Annotated in this window: 23 protein-coding genes; 16 read left to right on the top strand and 7 right to left on the bottom strand. The window is 50.1% G+C overall.

Annotated features, from left to right (window positions below):
- The first annotated feature begins 18 nt into the window (after positions 1–18).
- Positions 19–318 (top strand): helix-turn-helix domain-containing protein, encoded by a 300-nt coding sequence (locus tag PRU_RS07745; RefSeq protein ID WP_013065100.1) that lies wholly within the window; start codon positions 19–21, stop codon positions 316–318.
- Positions 315–1,565 carry a type II toxin-antitoxin system HipA family toxin gene (locus tag PRU_RS07740; protein ID WP_013063303.1) on the top strand — a complete coding sequence of 417 codons (1,251 nt, stop codon included), beginning with the start codon at positions 315–317 and terminating at the stop codon, positions 1,563–1,565. Before PRU_RS07745 ends, PRU_RS07740 begins: the two co-directional genes overlap by 4 nt.
- Positions 1,566–1,666: 101 nt before the next feature.
- Here the strand turns inward: PRU_RS07740 and PRU_RS16085 are convergent, their stop codons facing one another.
- Both PRU_RS16085 and PRU_RS07735 read right to left on the bottom strand, forming a co-directional pair.
- Positions 1,667–1,771 carry a smalltalk protein gene (locus PRU_RS16085; RefSeq protein ID WP_157054458.1) on the bottom strand — a complete coding sequence of 35 codons (105 nt, stop codon included), beginning with the start codon at positions 1,769–1,771 and terminating at the stop codon, positions 1,667–1,669.
- Positions 1,772–1,837: 66 nt separating this feature from the next.
- On the bottom strand, positions 1,838–2,374 hold the full coding sequence (locus PRU_RS07735; RefSeq protein WP_013063914.1) for an HU family DNA-binding protein: 537 nt from the start codon (positions 2,372–2,374) through the stop codon (positions 1,838–1,840).
- Between the two features lie 577 nt (positions 2,375–2,951).
- Here PRU_RS07735 and PRU_RS07730 point away from each other — a divergent pair.
- The 14 genes from PRU_RS07730 to PRU_RS07655 all read left to right on the top strand — a co-directional run bounded on the left by PRU_RS07730 (position 2,952) and on the right by PRU_RS07655 (position 13,711).
- A complete protein-coding gene (locus tag PRU_RS07730; protein ID WP_013065374.1) occupies positions 2,952–4,523 on the top strand; it encodes an Ig-like domain-containing protein in 1,572 nt (523 codons plus the stop codon).
- A gap of 148 nt (positions 4,524–4,671) precedes the next feature.
- Positions 4,672–5,562: a helix-turn-helix transcriptional regulator gene (locus PRU_RS07725; RefSeq protein ID WP_013063413.1), complete on the top strand. Its 891-nt coding sequence runs from the start codon at positions 4,672–4,674 to the stop codon at positions 5,560–5,562.
- A gap of 178 nt (positions 5,563–5,740) precedes the next feature.
- A complete protein-coding gene (locus PRU_RS07720; protein ID WP_013063847.1) occupies positions 5,741–6,241 on the top strand; it encodes a hypothetical protein in 501 nt (166 codons plus the stop codon).
- Positions 6,242–6,254: 13 nt separating this feature from the next.
- Positions 6,255–6,695 (top strand): hypothetical protein, encoded by a 441-nt coding sequence (locus PRU_RS07715; RefSeq protein ID WP_013064650.1) that lies wholly within the window; start codon positions 6,255–6,257, stop codon positions 6,693–6,695.
- A gap of 263 nt (positions 6,696–6,958) precedes the next feature.
- Positions 6,959–7,243, top strand: a complete 285-nt coding sequence (locus PRU_RS07710) for a hypothetical protein (protein ID WP_013063710.1) — start codon at positions 6,959–6,961, stop codon at positions 7,241–7,243.
- 92 nt (positions 7,244–7,335) lie between these two features.
- Positions 7,336–8,007 carry a phage regulatory protein/antirepressor Ant gene (locus PRU_RS15310; RefSeq protein ID WP_013064706.1) on the top strand — a complete coding sequence of 224 codons (672 nt, stop codon included), beginning with the start codon at positions 7,336–7,338 and terminating at the stop codon, positions 8,005–8,007.
- Positions 8,008–8,098: 91 nt separating this feature from the next.
- The gene (locus PRU_RS16285) at positions 8,099–8,752 is read left to right on the top strand and encodes a hypothetical protein (protein ID WP_041385938.1); all 654 of its coding nucleotides are present in this window, start codon (positions 8,099–8,101) and stop codon (positions 8,750–8,752) included.
- 14 nt (positions 8,753–8,766) lie between these two features.
- Positions 8,767–10,404, top strand: coding sequence for a hypothetical protein (locus PRU_RS15305; protein ID WP_148214885.1), 1,638 nt, complete (start codon positions 8,767–8,769; stop codon positions 10,402–10,404).
- Positions 10,401–10,772: a hypothetical protein gene (locus PRU_RS07680; RefSeq protein WP_041385933.1), complete on the top strand. Its 372-nt coding sequence runs from the start codon at positions 10,401–10,403 to the stop codon at positions 10,770–10,772. The genes PRU_RS15305 and PRU_RS07680 overlap by 4 nt, the downstream gene beginning before the upstream one ends.
- A 26-nt stretch (positions 10,773–10,798) precedes the next feature.
- Positions 10,799–11,266, top strand: coding sequence for a D-Ala-D-Ala carboxypeptidase family metallohydrolase (locus tag PRU_RS15675; RefSeq protein ID WP_013065290.1), 468 nt, complete (start codon positions 10,799–10,801; stop codon positions 11,264–11,266).
- Positions 11,267–11,432: 166 nt separating this feature from the next.
- Positions 11,433–12,467: a Fic family protein gene (locus PRU_RS07670; RefSeq protein ID WP_013064254.1), complete on the top strand. Its 1,035-nt coding sequence runs from the start codon at positions 11,433–11,435 to the stop codon at positions 12,465–12,467.
- Between the two features lie 150 nt (positions 12,468–12,617).
- The gene (locus PRU_RS07665) at positions 12,618–12,797 is read left to right on the top strand and encodes a hypothetical protein (protein ID WP_224083037.1); all 180 of its coding nucleotides are present in this window, start codon (positions 12,618–12,620) and stop codon (positions 12,795–12,797) included.
- 298 nt (positions 12,798–13,095) lie between these two features.
- Positions 13,096–13,326, top strand: a complete 231-nt coding sequence (locus PRU_RS07660) for a hypothetical protein (RefSeq protein WP_049769109.1) — start codon at positions 13,096–13,098, stop codon at positions 13,324–13,326.
- The gene (locus tag PRU_RS07655) at positions 13,307–13,711 is read left to right on the top strand and encodes a putative toxin-antitoxin system toxin component, PIN family (RefSeq protein ID WP_013063922.1); all 405 of its coding nucleotides are present in this window, start codon (positions 13,307–13,309) and stop codon (positions 13,709–13,711) included. Before PRU_RS07660 ends, PRU_RS07655 begins: the two co-directional genes overlap by 20 nt.
- A gap of 134 nt (positions 13,712–13,845) precedes the next feature.
- Here the strand turns inward: PRU_RS07655 and PRU_RS07650 are convergent, their stop codons facing one another.
- The 5 genes from PRU_RS07650 to PRU_RS07630 are packed head-to-tail and all read right to left on the bottom strand — an operon-like array spanning position 13,846 to position 19,760.
- Entirely contained in the window at positions 13,846–15,480 is a 1,635-nt protein-coding gene (locus PRU_RS07650; protein ID WP_143040045.1) for a hypothetical protein, read from the bottom strand.
- An 18-nt stretch (positions 15,481–15,498) separates the two neighbouring features.
- Positions 15,499–16,200 (bottom strand): hypothetical protein, encoded by a 702-nt coding sequence (locus tag PRU_RS07645; protein ID WP_013063439.1) that lies wholly within the window; start codon positions 16,198–16,200, stop codon positions 15,499–15,501.
- Between the two features lie 4 nt (positions 16,201–16,204).
- Positions 16,205–16,759 (bottom strand): TlpA family protein disulfide reductase, encoded by a 555-nt coding sequence (locus PRU_RS15295; RefSeq protein ID WP_049769108.1) that lies wholly within the window; start codon positions 16,757–16,759, stop codon positions 16,205–16,207.
- A 16-nt stretch (positions 16,760–16,775) separates the two neighbouring features.
- A complete protein-coding gene (locus PRU_RS07635; RefSeq protein ID WP_013064427.1) occupies positions 16,776–17,405 on the bottom strand; it encodes a hypothetical protein in 630 nt (209 codons plus the stop codon).
- A 9-nt stretch (positions 17,406–17,414) separates the two neighbouring features.
- Positions 17,415–19,760 (bottom strand): C13 family peptidase, encoded by a 2,346-nt coding sequence (locus PRU_RS07630; RefSeq protein ID WP_224083036.1) that lies wholly within the window; start codon positions 19,758–19,760, stop codon positions 17,415–17,417.
- Positions 19,761–19,766: the final 6 nt, after the last annotated feature.

Here is a 19,766-nt window from a genome sequence, read left to right as displayed (position 1 = left end):
ACCCGATAAGATACAATTATGGGAAAGAATACATTCGGAAAGACGATGCCGAGGGCTTTGGCTCAGCAGTTGCAACTTATGGGCGAACAGATTATGCTGGCACGTAAGCGTAGGCATCTCTCTATGCAGGACGTAGCAGACAGGGCAACGGTTACACGACTGACTGTCTCGAAGGTGGAACATGGCGACCCTACGGTTTCCATGGGTATCTATGCGCGTGTGCTCTTTGCGCTAAATCTTGAAAAGGATATCTCGTTGCTTGCTGCCGACGATGCACTCGGCCGTCAGCTTCAGGATGCAGAATTGCTTAGCAAATGAAAAAGATTACGGTATTCGCAGATTTCGACTTTCTTGCCACTCCCCAAGAAATAGGAACGTTAGGCTACGAACGTATTCGTGGCAAAGATCACTTTGTATTTGAGTATTCGCGCGAATGGCTGAAAAAGCATGGCGGTATCATGTTGAGTGGCGACCTGATGAATGTGCCCTCGTTGCAGCATCCTCGTGGTGCAGATAGTGTGTTTGGGTTCGTGAAGGACTCTTTTCCCGATCGTTGGGGACGTTTGTTGCTCGACCGCAGAGAGCGCCTGAAAGCACAAGCTGAGAGCAGACCTGTGCGTATGCTTACCAACTTTGATTACCTTACGGGTATTGAGGATTTTACACGTATGGGCGGCATACGCTACAGAGATGAAGATAGTGATAGCTACATGAACGATTCTGCAAAATTCCTAGTGCCTCCCATTGAAAGTCTTCGAGCCCTGTGCGATGCCTGTCATGAAATCGAGTCGGCCGAAGAACGTAATGAGTTGCCCGAGCAGCGTTGGATCGACCAGTTGATCGACCCAGGAACATCGCTTGGTGGTGCCCGCCCCAAAGCCAATGTCATAGATGCCGACGGCAAACTCTATGTGGCTAAGTTCCCTTCGAAGAAGGATTTGGAGAACACCGAACTTATCGAGCATTTCTCGCACAGGCTAGCAGCTGCAGCTGGTATCAACGTGGCCAATACCCATACCATCAAGATTTCAAAAGATCGCCATCTGTTGCTTTCTGAACGTTTCGACAGAACTGCCGATGGCCGTCGTAAACATTTTGCTTCAGCTATGTCGTTGCTTGGTTTCGACGATGGTGCCGGCAGTAGTACAGGTAATGGTTATTTAGACATCGTAGATTTCATTCTTCAGGGATGTGTTGACGTACAGCAGAACCTCAGAGAACTATATCGTAGAGTGGCGTTTAACGTGATGTTTGGCAATACCGACGACCACTTTCGCAATCACGGTTTCTTGCTTACTCCGAAAGGGTGGACGCTCTCACCTGCCTACGATATAAACCCAGGTACAAAGTTGCATCAATGCCTGCTTATCGACCAATACACCGAGCAGTCGGATGCCAACACTCTGCTCCACGCCTCGGGTAGCTATATGTTTGAACAGCAGGAGGCCTCTGAAATCATAGATCAGGTACGTACCGCCATTAAAGATTGGCGAGCAACGGCCACCGAACTTCAGGTTCCCCTCAAAATACTTGAGCCCTATTGTAACCGTTGGGATAATTTATAGGGCTGCAAAAAATCCCCCCAGGCTTCGATTTGAAACCTGAGGGTAATAGAGCCTGCTGCAGTATGCGTGGCGGGCCGCGCAAGTGCAGGTCCTTGGCTATTTTACATGGCGCCCATACACGATGTCGCGCCCAGCGCCGTTACTATCGCCGTTGCGATACTTGCAATCATCTGCACGATAAACTTCAATGTTTCTTTCTTTGTCATAGCTTTTAATGTTTAATGTTTAATGGTCAATGGTCAATGGATAGGGTGGGGCCTAAGCCCCAGCCCTTAGTCTCCGATCGGTTCGTTGTGGTTTCCACCGTTGCCACCGGTATTACCACCGCCGCTGGTATTTCCGCCATTCGATGGCTGATCGGGATCCTCAACCGTACCTGGGTCGGTACTGGTCACGCGCTTAATCTCCTTGCCATCGCGGTCGTAGCAGGTAATCTGGATGGCCGTGCCTGCCAGCTCCTCCTTCAGATCCACCGCTGGGGTGAAGATAATGCGGCGACTGGTTACCAGTCCGGCTTTCACCTCGTCCACCTTGGCTACACTCTTGGCGCGGATACCGAATCGCATGGTTCCCAAACCTGGCAGCGCAACCGAGTGACCCTCTGTGGCCCAAGCCTTAATCACTTCGCCAGCCGCATCCCAGCAGGCCTGCATAATACCCTTGCTAACTCCGCTGCGCAGGGCAGCCTCCTTAATCACCTTGTCCTGACTGAGAGAGGTGTACAACTCCGGCATCATGATGTAGCGATAAGTACCCTCATACTTGCCAATCTTCTGCAACTTTTCCTGTGCTTTAACTTTCAGTGCCATAATGCTAAATTTTAAGTTTGTAAAAATAATTTTAATAGTTAATGTTTAATGTTTAATGTTTCATGTTTAATGAGCTTCTAGCGCCCTCGTGTGGGAGAATTTCTTAGTGCACGTGGGAAATATTTTTGCCGCGCGCGGCCGCCATCAGTCTCATTTCATTTCAACACTGCAAAGGTACGATATTTTGATTGCGGTTCACGAATCATCCGCACAAAAATACAGTGTGACAGTTAAAATTCTCGCCCCTCCCTTGCTGTATATACTGCTATATTATTATATATATTTATATATATAATAATATAGATATACTTTTGCACCATCACACCCTCGTTTTTCTAACTGTCACACTGTAACACTGTATCAACCTGTTGTTTTTTCTCTCTCCGATATCTGCTTATTTTAAAGGGATGTCGGCGTTTTTTTTGTGCTACGAAACTTAGAAACATCTATCAGATTAACAAGATTTAACTCAGTGGAGGGTGAAAGCAGCTGAAAATTTTTTACCTTTGTAGCCGATATCTGATGATAAAGAAATTTTTACGTAATAACATATAATAATTCTCTAAAACGATCAATCATGACAAAGAAAAGTATTTCAAGACTGCTGCAGGCATCGCTGATGTGCTGCCTGGCTGTGCTCTTTACGGCTTGCGACGACATCTTCGCCAGCGAAGACAATCCCACACCGGCTTATCTCTCTATGAGCGACAAGCCTGTAACAATCAAGGTAGGCGACACCTACAGGCGCAAGGCCATCTCGGTGATCACAGCCGTGGTGGAATATACCTCGAGCGATACCAAGGTAGCCACCGTTGATGGCGAGGGCATGGTGACCGCCATTGCCGAAGGCGAAGCCACCATCACCGCTACGGCCACTGGCTACAGCACCGGCGGCAAAAAGATTTTCCAGGCCGATTCAAAATCATACAAGTTGACGGTTAAACCAGCCACCCTCCCAGCTGCTACTATCACCACCGCTCCGAAGGCTACAGCGGGCTACATCGTAACTGGCTCAACCACAGCCCTTGTTACAGCAGGCGTGGCCGATGGCGGCACGATGATGTATCAGGTGACTGAGACTAACGCGAAGCCCACCACTACCGATGGCTTCAGTGCCACAGTGCCCACGGCAGCAAACCTCGGGGTAGGCACCTACTACGTATGGTACTACGCCAAGGGTAACACTGGCTATAATGACAGCGAGATTGCTGCTTCGGCTGTTGAGGTAACCATTGTTCCAACGCTGAGCACACCGCTCACACTGGAGGCACTCACGGCTGGAACGATTAAGGTTTCGTATCCGCAGGCAGGCATGCAGTATTCGCTGAACGGTGGCGCTAAGACGGCTGTACCTGACGGCACTCCTATCGACGTGGCTGTAGGCGACAAGGTAGCGTTCTATGGAAACGGCACCACTATTACAAGTTATGACGGCACCACGATTACTGGCGGCACGGCTGATATAAAAGTGTATGGCAACATCATGAGTCTGGTGGACGAGACAAATTTTGCCACAAACATCACGCTGACGGGGTGGGCTTCTTTCACCTTATTATTCGATACTAACGCCAAACTGACCGACGCCAGCGGCCTGCTGCTGCCCGCCACGACGCTGGCCACCTTCTGTTACTATGGCATGTTCTATGGCTGCAGCAGCCTGACTACAGCACCCGCGCTGCCCGCCACGACGCTGAAGGAGTACTGCTACTATGCTATGTTCCAGGGCTGCAGCCTGACCACAGCGCCCGCGCTGCCCGCCACGGCCCTGGCCGACAACTGCTACAATAGTATGTTCTATAACTGCAGCAGCCTGACCACAGCGCCCGCGCTGCCCGCCACGACGCTGAAGGAGTACTGCTACTCTGGCATGTTCAGTTACTGCAGCAGCCTGACTACAGCACCCGCCCTGCCCGCCACGGAGCTGAAAGGAGACTGCTACAATAGAATGTTCTATGGCTGCAGCAGCCTGACCACTGCTTATGTGAAGGCTGCATATACAAGTTTGAATCATGAATGTTATCAAATGTTCGATGGTTGCACGGCAACTGGTGCTAAGTTGCACACCACTACAACAAATAAAGCAAGCTGGGATGCATTAATGCCTTCAACCTGGGCAACCTGGACTGCCGTTGGTGATTGGAACGATTGATTATTACAAAATAAACGTTATCGTAATTCTAAGTTCAAGTGCCCTTCGTCGCGAGGCGAGGGGCACTTTTTTTGTTATTTGGGAAAATCCAAAGAAATAATACGGCCAAAATCGTAATAATCCAAAGAAAAACTGTACCTTTGCAGGCATGAAACCAGCTCAGATTTTTCACCAGTATATTTGGCTTATCAACACGCTTAAGGTGCACCGTGCGCTAACACTTGACGAACTGGACCGCAAGTGGCGTGATGATGGGGTTACCGACGGTAATCAGCTAACGCGCAGCACGCTTACCCGTCATCGCCGCTCCATCTTCGACATGTTCGGCATCATCATCGAGGCCGACTCATCTACTTATAAATATAGTATCCGAAATGCCGATGTGCTTGCCAATGGTAGCATTGCGCACTGGCTGTACAATACGCTCTCGGTGCATGGTGTGCTGGCCGAGAGTGTGGGCTTGAAAGAGCGTATGGTGCTTGAGAACATCCCCTCTGGGGCCGAGTATCTCAGCACTATCATACACGCTTTCCACACGGGCCGCCGCCTGCGTATGGGCTACCAGAAGTTTAATGGCGAGGGCTATGTAAAAACGGTGTGTCCCTACGCCCTGAAGCTGTTTCACCAGCGCTGGTACCTGCTGGCGCTGAACGATGAGCAGCAGCTGCGCATCTATGCGCTCGATCGCATATCGGAGCTCTCAACTACAGATGATTTGTTCGAAATGCCCGACGATTTCTCGCCTCAGGATTATTTTTCGGAATACTTCGGTGTGTTGACTACCGACACGCCCATGGCCCATGTGGTGATACGCGCTTACGATTACACACCCAACTACCTGCGCACCCTGCCGTTGCACCACTCACAACGCGAGGTGGCCACTGCCGAAAGCTATGCCGACTTTACGTTTGATATCCGTCCTACGCACGATTTCCTGAGTCAGCTGCTATCTCACGGTGCTGGCATCGAGGTGCTGTCGCCGCCCGATGTGCGCGAACAGATGCGGCAGAAATTTGCCGAAGGTCTTAAAAGATATTAAAATATTCGAGGTGTATCGCGTTCTGATACATCTCGTTTTTTATTTTGCAACCAAAACCAAATTTTATCAAACAAATATATCAAATAATTATGGCAAATGTATTTTTCATAACCGTTCTGATCATGGCTCTCAACGAGCTGGTATCGGATATCATTAAATCTCAAAACTAAAAAAGAATATGGAACAGAATTACGAAGACTTGAAAGCTTGGCAGGATGGTGCCAGGCGCATGCTCGAAAACGACATCGAGCAAATGAAAGAGAAACTGGAACAGAAACTGAACCTGGTGCGACTGATGGAACTGACAGACGAGCTGCTCACGAAAATCGACCGTCTTAACAGCGAACTGCAGGACGAGAGGGCCCAACGCCAAGCCGCCGAGGTAAAACTGTCGGAGCTTAATAAACTATCTGCCGGGGTGGCGCGCAAATCGCCGCAAGTCGATATCCTGAAGGCTATGCGCAGCTATCTCAAGATATCAAAGCGCAAGAATCTGGCTAAGCGCGAGGCTGCCAAAATGGTGTTTACCGAGTTGTGTGCCAGTGCCCAGATGGATTTTCCCGAGGATATTATGGAGGAACTTTCGCATCTCGATGATGAGCAGTTGGAACCCAAGGTGGTGAATGTGGCTGGCAACTATAACGACATCCACGATAACAGTAGTGTAACCCGTATATAAAACTATAAAAACTATGGCAGGAAATAATATTTATGTGCAAGGATCGTATGTCGACATTCACGACAACGAGGTGGTGAATCTTTCGGTAGATAAGGCGCAGGTGCGCGTGGGCGACCATCAGGTGATGTCCCAGCAGAGTGATGTGCCCGAGGTGAAGATGCTAGTGGAGAGTGTGGACGAGGTTCGCGATTTCTTTTGGGGTGACAGCTCGATGGCTGTTATCTTCGGGGTGTGCCGCGATTGCTTTCAGTATGCTGACAATATGAGTCAGTTTGAGCGCGACTTCGGTTGTGTAGAGGGACTGATATCTAACACCTTTCGGCATAATCCCTACATGCGACTGGCCGTTGGTAAATGGGAACAGCAGGGGGCAAAGCAGCGTGTGTTGCGGCTGGTTGATGCCTATAAAAACGAGGTAAGCAAGCGGCTAAAACTACAAACTCTTACAGAATAAGTTACAGAACTTACAGAATTACCTACAGAGGTGCATGGCATTGTTTCATGCACCTCTTTTTTGTGCCTATCTTTGCAGCGTCAAACATTGATTGACGGTGCTCATTGAGGCTGCACCTCGAAAAACGGCTGCACCTCAACAAAGCCTGAAAGCAAGCTTTCGCTTTGTATTCGGTTTGCACGTTCTTTGACATGCTGATACAAACCAATTTATAAACGCAAAGGGTATGGTAAATACAAACCTTACACAACATTTTTGTAATTATGGAAACAAAAATTTTAAAAGTAGTACGCCAGGGCGAGGCCTTTGGCGTACAGTCGTCGAAAACAGAAAACGGTACCATCCAGAAGTGCAACATTGTGCTGCGCGAGATGGGTGGATCAAAGTTCGAAAACGAGTATGTGTGCGCTATGCTGGGCAATCTGGCGGCGTGCAGGTTCTACGAAGGTGATGTGGTGGCAGCCACACTTCGTTTCTCTACTCACGAATATCAGAACCAAGTGTTCCAAGAGATACTTTGCACTGATATCGTAAAGCTTAATAAATAATGTAAAACCCATGAGTTGGAGCAGAGGAAGTCTTCACGTGAAGATGGCCATCGGATTTCCGAAACTTCTTCTCGCTTAAACAACTCAAAATTATGACACAGATTATAAATATTAATAAGGTACAAACAATTACGTCGCTCGAAATTGCTGAGCTGACAGGTAAGCAACACAAAGACTTAATGAAGGCTATCCGAAACATGGAGCCGGCCTGGGAAAAAGTACATGGGCGAAAATTTGCGCTGATGTTCCGAGAGGTAAAAATCGGCAATGGTGCCGTTCGTCACGCCCCCTGCTATCAGCTAACCAAAACCGAGTGCCTCTACATCGCCACGAAGTTTAACGATGAGCAGCGTGCCAAGTTGGTGCTGCGCTGGGAACACTTGGAACTGCAGGAGCTGGAACGTAAGCAGCAGCTGGCACTGCCAAGTCCGAAGAAGATTCTGGCGCTGGCCGATGAGATTATCGGCGAGGGGTTGCGCATGCTGAACGAGCCCGCCGAGGATACGCTGACGGCTACGCAGGTGGCTAAGACGTTTAACATGACTACCTACGACTTTAACGCCATACTGCGCGATATGGGCATACAGTACCGCCGCGATGGGCATTGGAACATCAGCGACGATCTGGCCGACCGCAACCTTACACGCCTGCGCACGCACGTATCCTATAGTTTAAAGGGCCAGAAGAAGGTAAAGGTTTACATGACCTGGACCCTTGATGGCGTGAGATTCCTGAACGCAAAACTGGGATACCCCAATTTCTGATAAATAAATTTAGCAACGGACTACAGGACTGACAAGATTGATTAGAAAAATCGTAAAGTCCTGTTATCCGTTGCAAAAAAAATGAAAAACTATGAGTGTACATGTAATTTATATAAAGGATGGGGCGAAGATGATGCGTCCCGTCCTAACGAGAGAGGAGTATCTGGCTTTGCGAAATGGTGGCGAGCAGCAGCAGTTGGTGGCGCGTATCCGCAATGGCGAGGAGACTTTGAAACACAAGCTGCTGCAGATGAACTACAGCTGCTTACCTAACGAGGATGGCAGCCTGAAGGGCAGCACCCGTATGAGCACCACCGTGGGTATGGATATCGACCACCTGACACCCGATGAAATGCCTGCCGTTCGTGAGCGCATCCTGGGCAAGAAAGATGAGCTGGGATTGAAGATGATGGAGGAGAGTGCCCGTGGCGGTGGCTACCACCTGGTGTTTGCGCGAAGGCCCGAACTGAGTCAGGAGGAGAACCTGAAATGGGCGAGTGAGTTGATATCTGTAGCTTATGATAGTGGGGCCAAGGACATCACCCGCGTGTTCTTTACTACAACAGAGGCCGAACTGCTGTATCTGGATGATGCGATATTTGAGGAGGCCGAACAGGTTGATACAGTGATACAGTGTGACAGTTCGAAAACATCGGTTACCTCTCGCGACAGGGGACAGGGCCAGTCACATCCTGTGACAGGTACCAGTCCCCAGTCACGACAACGCACGAAGGAAAAATCCTAAAGTCCTGTATTCCGTTGCAAAAAGATTACAACGGCATGGCGTTTGGCGAGATTATTGCCAAGTACTGGGAGCTGTACAATGGCGGCAAGGTGCCTACGGTGGGCGATAGGAATGCGCTTACCTTCGAGCTGGCCGTTACCATCCGCAGCATCTGCGGCTACGATCTGGAGCAGCTGATGCAGGTGATACCCAACTACTGGGCTGCACCTGATGGCACCTGCACCCAGGACGATATGGACGAGTATCAGAAAACCATCGAGAACGCCCTGAAAGAACCGCGTAAGGGTATGCCGTACCGACTGAAACAGGTGCTGCAAGCACTTAAATCGCAGGCAGGCATCAAGGCCTGTGGCGGCACCATGACCGCACCGCCACCCATGCCCAAAAAGCTGCCACCGCTGATAAAGCTGCTAACCAAAAACGTGCCATGGTATTACAAACCAGCCGTGGCCAGTGCGGTATTTCCTGCGCTGGGTGCGCATCTGCACGGTGTGAAATTCCGCTATTGGGACAACGTGGAGCACGAGGCCACGTTTATGAATCTGCTGGTGGGTCGCCAATCCATCGGTAAGGGCAGCATCAAAAAGCCCATCGATTACATCATGGAGGACATCCGACAGCGCGACCAGCCCAACCGCGAGCGTGAGGCCGAGTGGAAACGCAAGAACCCCACCGGCAAGCAGAAAAAAGACCCGCGCCCCGCTGATATCTGCATACAGATGCTGATTGATAACCTGACCGATGCCGTGTTTAACCAGCGCATAGTGGATGCCCACAACAACGGGCAGCGCTACATTTTTACCATCGTAGATGAGGTAGAGGCGCTGAAGAAGGTGACATCGAAAAACTCGGTAGATGAGGTGGGGCTGCTGATACGTAAGGCCTTTGATAATTCGCTGGCTGGTCAGGAGCGCGTGGGTGCCGATAGCGTGAGTGGTATTGCTCCGCTCAGATGGAACTTTAACGCCAGCACCACGCCGCCAAACGCCCGTAAGTTCTTCTATAAGATGGTGAACGATGGTACCGTGGGCCGACTGGATGTGGCCACCATCATCCGCAACGATGATGACGACGACGAGCCGCCCATACAGGGCATCTACGACGAGCAGTTTGCTGCCGAACTGAAGCCTTATATCGACCGGTTGGAGGCTGCCAACGGACTGATAGAGTGCCCGCAGGCCAAGAAACTCTCGCTCGATATCCGTATAGAAAACAAGGAGGCTGCCAAGCTGTTCGAGAGTGAGGCCTATCGCGTGCTGTCGTATCGTGCCAACGTTATCTCGTGGCTAAAAGGCATGCTGCTGTATGTGGCCCACGGCTATAGATGGGACAAGACGATAGCCGACTTTGTGCGTTGGAGCGAGCAGTACAACCTGTGGTGCAAGATGCTGTACTTTGGCGACCAGTTGGAGAAGGAGTTGCGCGAGGAAGTTGAGATACAGCGCCGCTCGGGCCCCAAGAACCTGTTGCGCCTGCTGCCCGATGAGTTTACCCGCGAGCAGTATATGCTGATGCGCCAGCAGCAAGGCAGGCAAGGCGATGGCGATAGTGCCCTGCGCCAATGGCAAACCCGCGGTCATCTGGTGTACGACGAGGTGAGTCGTCGCTATTGTAAAACCGAACAGTTTAAACAAAAATACGCCAACCTATGATACAAGTAGATAATACCCGCGAATGCTTTGTGCAGCTCTGGCTACGGCTGGAGCGCACAAGGCGCCTGCTTGGCATGCAGTGCAAACGCTACTGCATACGTAACATACTGAAGCTGTGGTTCGGCCCACAGGCCAATGATGATTTTATCTGGCACGTGTGCCACCTGTGCGAGCAGGAGGGCTGGAACGAGTTGCCAAAGCCCAGTCTCTATCCGCGCAAGCACCGCGAACTGCTGCGCGCTATTGTAGCTGTACGTACAGTCATCAGCTACTACAAGATAGATCTGAAAGCCCTCGACAGCGCCTACAGCCAGGCCTTCCCCCATAGTACACCACTGAACGTGAACAAGAAGAGAAAGGTAAATTAAACATTAAAGATTAAACATTAAACATTATGGAATCCATAGTTCAGTTAAACAGTAATGCAAACCTCTCCGAGCACTTCACTCTAGGTGAGATGACAAAGAGTAGTAGTCATCCCGAAGTGTATAACATCCCTAGCCATGAGGCGATAGCAAATCTAAAACGCCTATGCACATGGCTGGAAGCGCTGAGAGAACGGACCGGACGATCTATTGTGATCAACTCGGGCTATCGCTCGCCGCAGTTGAACCGGAAGGTTGGGGGAGCGCCCACCAGCAACCATCTGACAGGTTGCGCCGCCGACATCCGTACCAGCGGGATGGAGCAAGCCATCACCTATGCCGCCATCCTGCTGGCCTACGCCCGGGAATCGCAGCAGGAGTTCGACGAGCTGCTGATAGAAAAGAATCGCTACGGTGCCGTGTGGCTGCACTTTGCCGTCCGCCCCAGCACCCCCTCGTCAAAGAACCGCCACAAAGTAGCCTTCATCCAAGCCTAGAAACAATCAGAGAGCCATGCCCCAGCGGCACGGCTCTCTTTGTTCGTTAAGCGAGGTTCAGGTTAAATCGGCTCAAAACTGTTGCTATTTATGCTTTTTTAAGCTCAAAATGAGCCGATAATTAGGGAAAAATCACTATATTTGCACCGATTTCGTGAACTTAGTTATGGATATAGCAAGAGAATTATTACAGTATCTGCACTATCATCCCCTATCTACGCGTGATGATATAGCAAAGGGTATCGCCTTTGAAGGTAGTGATGCCACCATGAAACGTATGATTGCGTCGGGCGTAAAAGACGGCAGCATCGTTGTAGAAGGAAAGGCTCGCGCAACTCGATATCGGTTATCAGATCAAGCTCACTTACTGATGCCACTAAATTTGGATACCTATTTTTCGCAGGATCAGGATAAACGACAGGTGCAGACTTCTTTCAATTTTGATTTGATTCGTCAACAGCTCCCAGTTGTAACGCTTTTTACCGACGATGAGATAGCGCTTCTGAATGAACTGCAGGCAGAGTTCAAGCAGCACATTAGTGAAATGACAGAAAACGAATACCGCAAAGAGATGGAACGTTTGGGTATCGACCTCAGCTGGAAATCATCGCAAATAGAGGGAAATACTTATTCGCTTCTTGAGACAGAGCGCCTGCTGCGAGAGAGTAAGACTGCTGACGGAAAGACAAAAGAAGAAGCTGTGATGCTGCTTAATCATAAAGATGCCTTACGATTTGTGCTCGACAATCCTGATTATCTGCAACATTTGACAATCAGCCATATCGAAGACATTCATCAGTTACTTACCAAAGAATTATCTGTCGACAGAGGTATCCGCCATCGTCGTGTGGGAATCACTGGTACCAATTATCATCCGCTTGATAATGAATTCCAGATTCGTGAGGCTCTGCATGACACGTGTGACTTGATCAATAGTAAAGAAAATGTGTTTGAGAAAGCACTCCTTACCCTCGTGCTTCTATCATATATTCAGGCTTTCGCGGATGGCAACAAACGCACAGCCCGCATCACCAGCAATGCCATTCTGATAGCCAATGGCTATTGTCCACTAAGTTTTCGTTCCGTTGACTCTATTGATTACAAAAAGGCAATGCTTATTTTTTACGAGCAGAACAACCTTTATGCTTTCAAGAAAATATTCATCGAGCAATTTGAATTTGCCGTAAGAGAATACTTCTAATAAAAAAAGTGCCCGCGCCGTGGCGGCGCAGAGCACTTGAACTTAAAAATATAGATAACGCTGTCAGGACAGCAGTTATTCCGCCTTGGCGTAACGGTTCGTTAGACCATCTTCGCAAGAATATGCGTGGCCGATATCCGTACCAGCGGCATGGAGCAAGCCATCACCTATGCCGCCATCCTGCTGGCCTACGCCCGGGAATCGCAGCAGGAGTTCGACGAGCTGCTGATAGAAAAGAATCGCTACGGTGCCGTGTGGCTGCACTTTGCCGTCCGCCCCAGCACCCCCTCGTCAAAGAACCGCCACAAAGTAGCCTTCATCCAAGCGTAGAAACAATCAGAGAGCCATGCCCCGCGGCACGGCTCTCTTTGTTCGTTAAGCGATAACTCTGCGAAAGGGATTACTCTGTAGGATAAGCTGTTTTCTGCCAGTTCACGCGGATTCCCTGCTAAAACCGGGCAGTGTCGCGAATCGCGACGGCATCCCCCAACCACTGCCCTGATTCAGGGCACTGGTTTATATCTGTCAGATCGGGATCACCGTTTTATGTACAAAAAGTCCCCAAAAACTTGGAACTTTCAAAAATAAACTCTATCTTTGCAACCGAATAGCAAGAAAGGAAAATATTATGTCGTATAGTGAATTAGCACAAATGGAACTCATGAATGCTATTAATAGCATTAAATCCGAATCGGAACTGATTGAGTTCAGAAACATGTTAGCGAAATACTTCGCCGGCAAAGCCCAAAAAGCGATTGATGCTTTATGGGATAATGGTGCCATTAACAATGACACTATCGAAGAGTGGGGCAAAGAACATATGAGAACTCCTTACAAGTATGAGGCGAATCGTTCTTGATACCAACTGCCTTCTGCAGTCGCTCCCCTCTAGCAGCCCGTATCATAAGATATGGGCAGATATACTTGATGGGCAAATACAACTGTGCGTTAATACTGAGATATTGAACGAATATGAAGAGATAATATCTAGCAAAACAACAAGAGAGATTGCCCACAATGTTGTAGAAGCTATTGCAAGATTAAGTACGACTTTGTTTCAAGATTCTTTTTACCATTTTGGCCTAATAACATCAGATACAGATGATAATAAGTTCGTTGATTGTGCTATTGCTGCCAATGCAGAGTATATCGTTACTAACGATAAGCATTTTGATGTACTGAAAAACATCCCCTGGCCAAAGCTTGCAGTAATAACCATTATAGAGTTTATAAACCAACTATAGCATAATCAGAAGCGCTCGGATCTGCGAAAGGTTTTTATATCTGTTCGGGTATAATTTTGTTGTAATTACTTAAAATTATACCCGAATTGATATAATCAAACGATTTTGAACGTGAGCAAGAAAAAGCACAATGCTTACTGCTCAACAGGGCCTATCAAGCGTACCGAGCAGCCTACGTGGCGGTTCTTTTCCCATATACCGGTTTCGAAACTGCACTCGGTGCTGCTACCTAAGCGTCGCAGGTCGGTGCCCATGGTCCAAACGTAGTCGCCAGTGTATATGGATGATGTATGGTAGCCTTGTCGCTGCCCGTAGTATCTCACGGCCACTTCGGTACCCACGCGCAATCCTGCAGCGGGCAGGAACACCGCACCTGCGGCCTCCATTTGCAACCATTCGAAAGTCGTATACAAGTCGTATGTTCCAGCGCCATCTGCCTCGCTGTGTGCTCTGTTGTTGATAAATTGCGATCCGGGCAACTTCAGCTCGTCAGGATGCACATAGTGATCGGGGAATAGAATCAGACCACCTGTTTTGTAATTGCCGATGTAGGCCCTTACAAAGCGGGCGTTGCTTACGCCGTTGATAGTTGTGCCCGAGCGCTGAAACAGCAGGTGGGTAAACTCCGTAGCGCTGGGTGTTCGCCACTTGTTCCTGCCGCCGCCATTACGAATGTCGGCTATTCCCCAATCGTAAAAGTCGCCCATGTAAGTTTCGTCTTCATCGCTCACGTTAACGCCAAAATAGTTGGTGTTGGCGTTTGTACTCCAGCCAAAAAGGTCGACCACGCAGCCATAATAGCGGTCGTCGATACAGGTGTTGCCCGGTGCTTCGCCTATATAGCCGTACTGCTTATCGGCAAAGCTCCAATTGTTCCAGTGGCTGGTGTACATCGTTGTCAGGTTACCCCGTGAGAAATAAATCAGGTCGCCATCTTCGTTAGCGGTGAACAAGCCCGATGTGGCACCCTCAATCAGCGATACTTTAATGTTGATGGGGGTGATGGTGTTGGCAGCAAGGCTGGTGTTGCTGGTAACCTTTTTGCGGTACAGCTCTTTGCGCTTGGCTGCATAGATCTCGATATCACCCGAGGTGATGGGCTTTATACCCACCCAGATGTTGTTTAAGTACGAGGTGGTAACGTGATACACATCCTTTCCGTTCTTGATGGTAAGTTTGGTAATGCTACTGGTTATGAATGCATCACCATCGTCCTTGATGGTAAAGTTACAAACGGCTAGCTGGTTGGTTAGTGGTGCGTTTTTGGGCAGTGCCGCGCCATCCAGCTTACCATCGTAAGCGGCCACGTCGTATTTATTGCCGAATGTGGCCAGTGTGCCGTCCTGCTCGTTGTATATCTGGTTCATATCCACCGTGCCGTCGTCGTTGGCCATGCTGGCAGGGTACACTATCCTTAGTTTGCCATCGCTCTGTGGGTTGGTGGCTGTTATCGTCAGTCGGGCGTACTTGCCGTTGTTCTTAATGTCGGCCAGCGCAAGGGTTACTTCCTGTTTCACCATCTCGCCGCTGGTGTTCTGGTAAGCCACGGCTATCTTGTCGCCTATGGCAAATATCTTCAGTCCGTCGTCGTACAGGCTGCGCGTTTGTGCACTGCCGTCGAAACCAACGGTGGTGGTAAGCGTTACTACCCGGTTGGCTGATTGTGCCTGCTGTCCGGGCTGTTGCGGCATCATATCGTCGTAGCCGTTAGTGCAGCCAGCCATCATGATAGCTGCTATTGCGAGTGCGGTTATGCTTATATGTTTCATATCGTTTGGGTTTTTATGTTACCACCATAGGCGGTTGTCGTTAACGTCGTAATCGTTCAAAGTACCTGCTTTCTCGTTGTTTGTTTCTTCGTTGCAGTTATATGAATTGAAATTAAATATACTCGAGAGAGTAAAGCAATCGGGAAACAGCGATGAGGTATCAGTGTGGCTATTGCCTCCGAAATCCACGGTGGCGGTTTTGGCATAGCCTTCGGCTCCTACCGTAAAGGCAATGGCGGTACTCTGGGCGCACCAGGTGGCTACGTTGTCGGCCGTTTTGGCGGTGCTGGGTGTTGTGCTGGCGCTGCTGCCAAAGGCGTCGGCGATGGTCTTACCAGTAGGTAGTTTGGCCTCGTAGCCAGCAGCTGTAGTGAGGTTAAGCTGATAAGAGCCTTCGGTTATCGATGCTTTAGGCGTTATCTTGGCCCAGAGGCCCTCGGTAAGTGGTAGTGCGTTGGCACTAAAAGTTTTCTTCCACTCGGCCGATGTCAGCGCTTCCTTCTTCTTGGCGCCCGTCTGGTCCACGTAGTTCACCTCTACGTCGGCCACCTGCAGCACATCGTTGCTTACCTTCAGATAGTACATCATTGTTACTTCGGTCTTAGCCTCGGGTTGGGGCTCAGGCTTTACTCCGCCGTCGTCGCTCGAGCAGCCGGTTAAAATTGCTGTAGCCAATCCGCAAATAAGGATGGCCAGCACCCATAATAATTTTTTTCTCATTGTTCTATTGTTTTAGTTCCTTTATTTCATTAACTATCGTTTCGGCAGTGGGCATGCCTATATCCACATGCATGTAGCGGATAATGCCCTGTGCATCGCTGATATAGATGCGGGGGATTACGCGAGGGGCGAAGAGCGAGTACACACGGCGGTTGGGCTGTGGCGAGTAGGGCATGGTGAACTCGGAAAACTTCCAGAACGGCTCGATATCCTCTTCCGTACATTCACGTGCTATCAGCACGATGGGTATGCGCTGGCCTTGAATCACACTGTTTTTTTGATTCATATCCCACAGCCGCTGTATCTGTGGCAGCTGGTGGCGGCAGTCCATACAGTCGATGGAGAACAGCACCACTACCGAGGGCTTACCCAGCAGATCGGCCGTGCGCACCATCGAGCCATCGCTCATCGTAACCTTAAACTCTGGCAACTGGTCGCCTACCACAAGGCTGTCGGCATCAGTCACCTCGTCACCGTCAACCTTGTCGCCAGTCGCTGAACACCCGCCACAGGCAGTCATCAGCAGCGCAGCCAGAAACCAGAGCAGAAACTTTCTCATGGATGATTCCTAATAGTTATTTTCTTGCGCAATAACTTATTGGGTAACCCCAAAATTTCATAAATTTCTCGCATAACCAGGTAGCCAGACCATTATCAGCATCATCATAATCATCATTTCCTCCAAAATCCACTTTCGTCTGTTTAGCATAGCCCTCTTGGCTGACGGTAAAAGCAACTGTGCCGCTCTTGGCGCACCATACAGCCACCTCTGCGGCAGTCTGTGCAGCGGTGGGTGCTGCTTCGGGGTCGTTGCCAAAGGCGTCGGCGATGGTCTTGCCGCTTGGCAGTTTGGCCTGATAGCCAGCAGCAGTAGTTACGTACAGCTGATAATTACCAGCGCCGACGGCTGCTTTCGGAGTAATCTTGGCCCAGAGGCCCTCGGTAAGTGGTAGTGCGTTGGCACTAAAAGTTTTCTTCCACTCAGCCGATGTCAGCGCTTCCTTCTTCTTGGCGCCCGTCTGGTCCACGTAGTTCACCTCTACGTCGGCCACTTTCAGCACATCGTCGGTCACCTTCACGTAGTACATCATCGTTACCTCTGTCTTAGCCTCGGCCTTATCGTCGTCGCTCGAGCAGCCGGTTAAAATTGCTGTAGCCAATCCGCAAATAAGGATGACCAGCACCCATAATAATTTTTTTCTCATATCGTTACATTATTTACGTTTTACAAAAAAATCCTTCGGGCTCGTAGTGTAGAGGTTGCCGAAGTTGGTGTAGTTGTAGATACCCACATGCGAGCCAAGCGTGTGCTGGGCGCAGTATAGGTAGAGATCGCGGTAGGTGCCGTCGGGGTTCTCCGATACATGCCCCACCAGGTTGCGACTGAATCGGTCGCACATCCAAACACCCAGTTCGTTGCTCCATGAGTCGGCAAACGACTGTTCGTAAGCCCCTGCCGAGCAGATGGCCAGCACCCCCGGGATGCCTTCCAGTGCCTTGCCCATATTGGCCGAGTAGCAGGGCTCCAGGCAAACCAGCATTTGGCGGAACTGCTGCTGCGTTGCCATCTGCTGCAGTGTCTGCCTCAGCAGGTCGGCCGTCATGCCGTTGCCTGCCATCTCGTCGCGCCACGCCATCTCGTTCACACCGTTGGTGGCCTTGCTGCGCCCGTGTCCGCTCCAGAAGAAGAACACGTTCTGCCCCTCGTCCTTGGGCAATACCACTGGCGTACGGTCGGTCTTGTTGCCCTTCAGAATATTCACGATGTCGGCCGGTGTCAGGTCGGCATTCTTATAGTCTATCACAGCGCCCTCGCGCAGATTGCCCCCATTAGGATCGGTACGCACGGCACCGCGGTCGGTATTCTCCGAGGCATTAGCTACATCGTCGGCACTCACCAATATGATATGGTCGTCGTCGTAGCCGCCAGCCTTCAGCATCTGATAGATGTTCAGCACGTCGGCCTCATGGCGGTAGTTGCTCCAGCCGTTACTGCCCTGCACCAGCACAGCATACTGATCGGTAAGGGTGGGGTAGTTGATGGGGGGCATGTTCTTGCCGTAGGTATTGTCGAACATCTCCTCGGCATTCTCCACCAACCAGTTCCACGAGGCCAGTGTCTTCGCCGTCTGGGCATTGCCCGACCGGCTGTAATAGCCCGAGTGGTACACATGCCCGTCTCTAATCATCCAGTTCACATAGGTGGTGTTGAGGGCTGCGGTGTAGCACTCCTTGTCGAACTGCACAGGACCCGAAGCGCCCTTAAAGCCAACGAGTTGTCCCTGCTCCAAGGCTGCAAGGTATAGTTCCATACCCGTTTCGCTCCAGGCATAGCCCGACAGGAAGTTGTCGGTGGTGGTGATGGCGATGATGGCGTCGTTGAGGTTATCCACCTCCTGATGGTGCTCCATGTAGTTGGCGGCAAAGGCCGAGAGCAACAGGGCATCGTAGAATTTACACTCGGCAAAGGTAGGCTTCGTGTTGTAGCGCGCCTCGTAGCTCATCTCAAAGCCTGTCATCGGGTCGGCATAGGGCGAGAAGCCCTCATAGAGTTCTATAATGGTCCTGTCGTATATATCGAATGCCGCTATCGCTTCATCAGTAAGATTCGATAATACAAAATAGACGGGTGAGAACATGTTTGTTAATTTATACAGAGAAGATTTGCTGTATTCGAAGATATCCTCGCCATCAGCTTCCCACTCCTTTATTTCTTCGATAATATCCATCCCCCCCCAACGTTGAGCTTGGATTCTCCTGATCTGTGGAAGAGGCTCTGGTTTCTCCAAAACCACAAAGGCAGGTATAGTCAAGAGGCCGAACGTTTCGCTGATATCATCGTAATACGCTTTCATTTTCTGTATGAGCATGTCCGGGCTGGAATACTGCTCGTTATACTTGAAGCCTATGCCCAGTTCGGTAGCCGAGAAAGGTCCCCATTCAAAGAATGTCTGACCGAATTTACCGTCGGGCGTGAATAGTGCGGAATAATCAGAAAACTTAGCATACATTTTGCCCCTTTGGATGTTGGCTGCATACATACTCAACATCACCTCCGAGAGCGACACATCGGTCTCAGTGAGCGACCAGAGGAAGGGCTGCTGCCCATCGCCCGTGCTGGTAATGGCAAAGCGGCGTATCACGGTTTCGCAGGTGGCAGTGGGCAGGATGAGCGGCTTGTGGGTCTGCTGGCAGTAGGGAGCCAGTATGTCAACGTTGTCGCTGTCGAAGGGGCCGATGACGGCCATCAGGTCATCACGGTTAGCCAACCGTTCGCCTAACGCTTTCAGGTCGGTGCCGTATTCATCGTACCACTCCAGTTTCAGGTCGATGCAGAGCGTGTCGTGCAACTGGGCGTTGTGCAGACTGCTGAGCATCCACTCAGCCGTACGCTCCAGTCGGGCCTTCATAATGGGATCGTTCAATGGGGCCACCACAGCCACCGTCTTCTCCACCCATCGACGCGAGTCCTTATACACTATCACGTCATCCTCACTCTTACAGCCAGTCAGCATCAAAATGAAGCCTAGGATTGCGGTAGCAAATTTTTCACTTTTCACTTTTAA

The organism is Xylanibacter ruminicola 23 (assembly GCF_000025925.1).
Classification (GTDB): domain Bacteria; phylum Bacteroidota; class Bacteroidia; order Bacteroidales; family Bacteroidaceae; genus Prevotella; species Prevotella ruminicola.
This window is presented reverse-complemented; position numbering and strand designations above follow the sequence as displayed.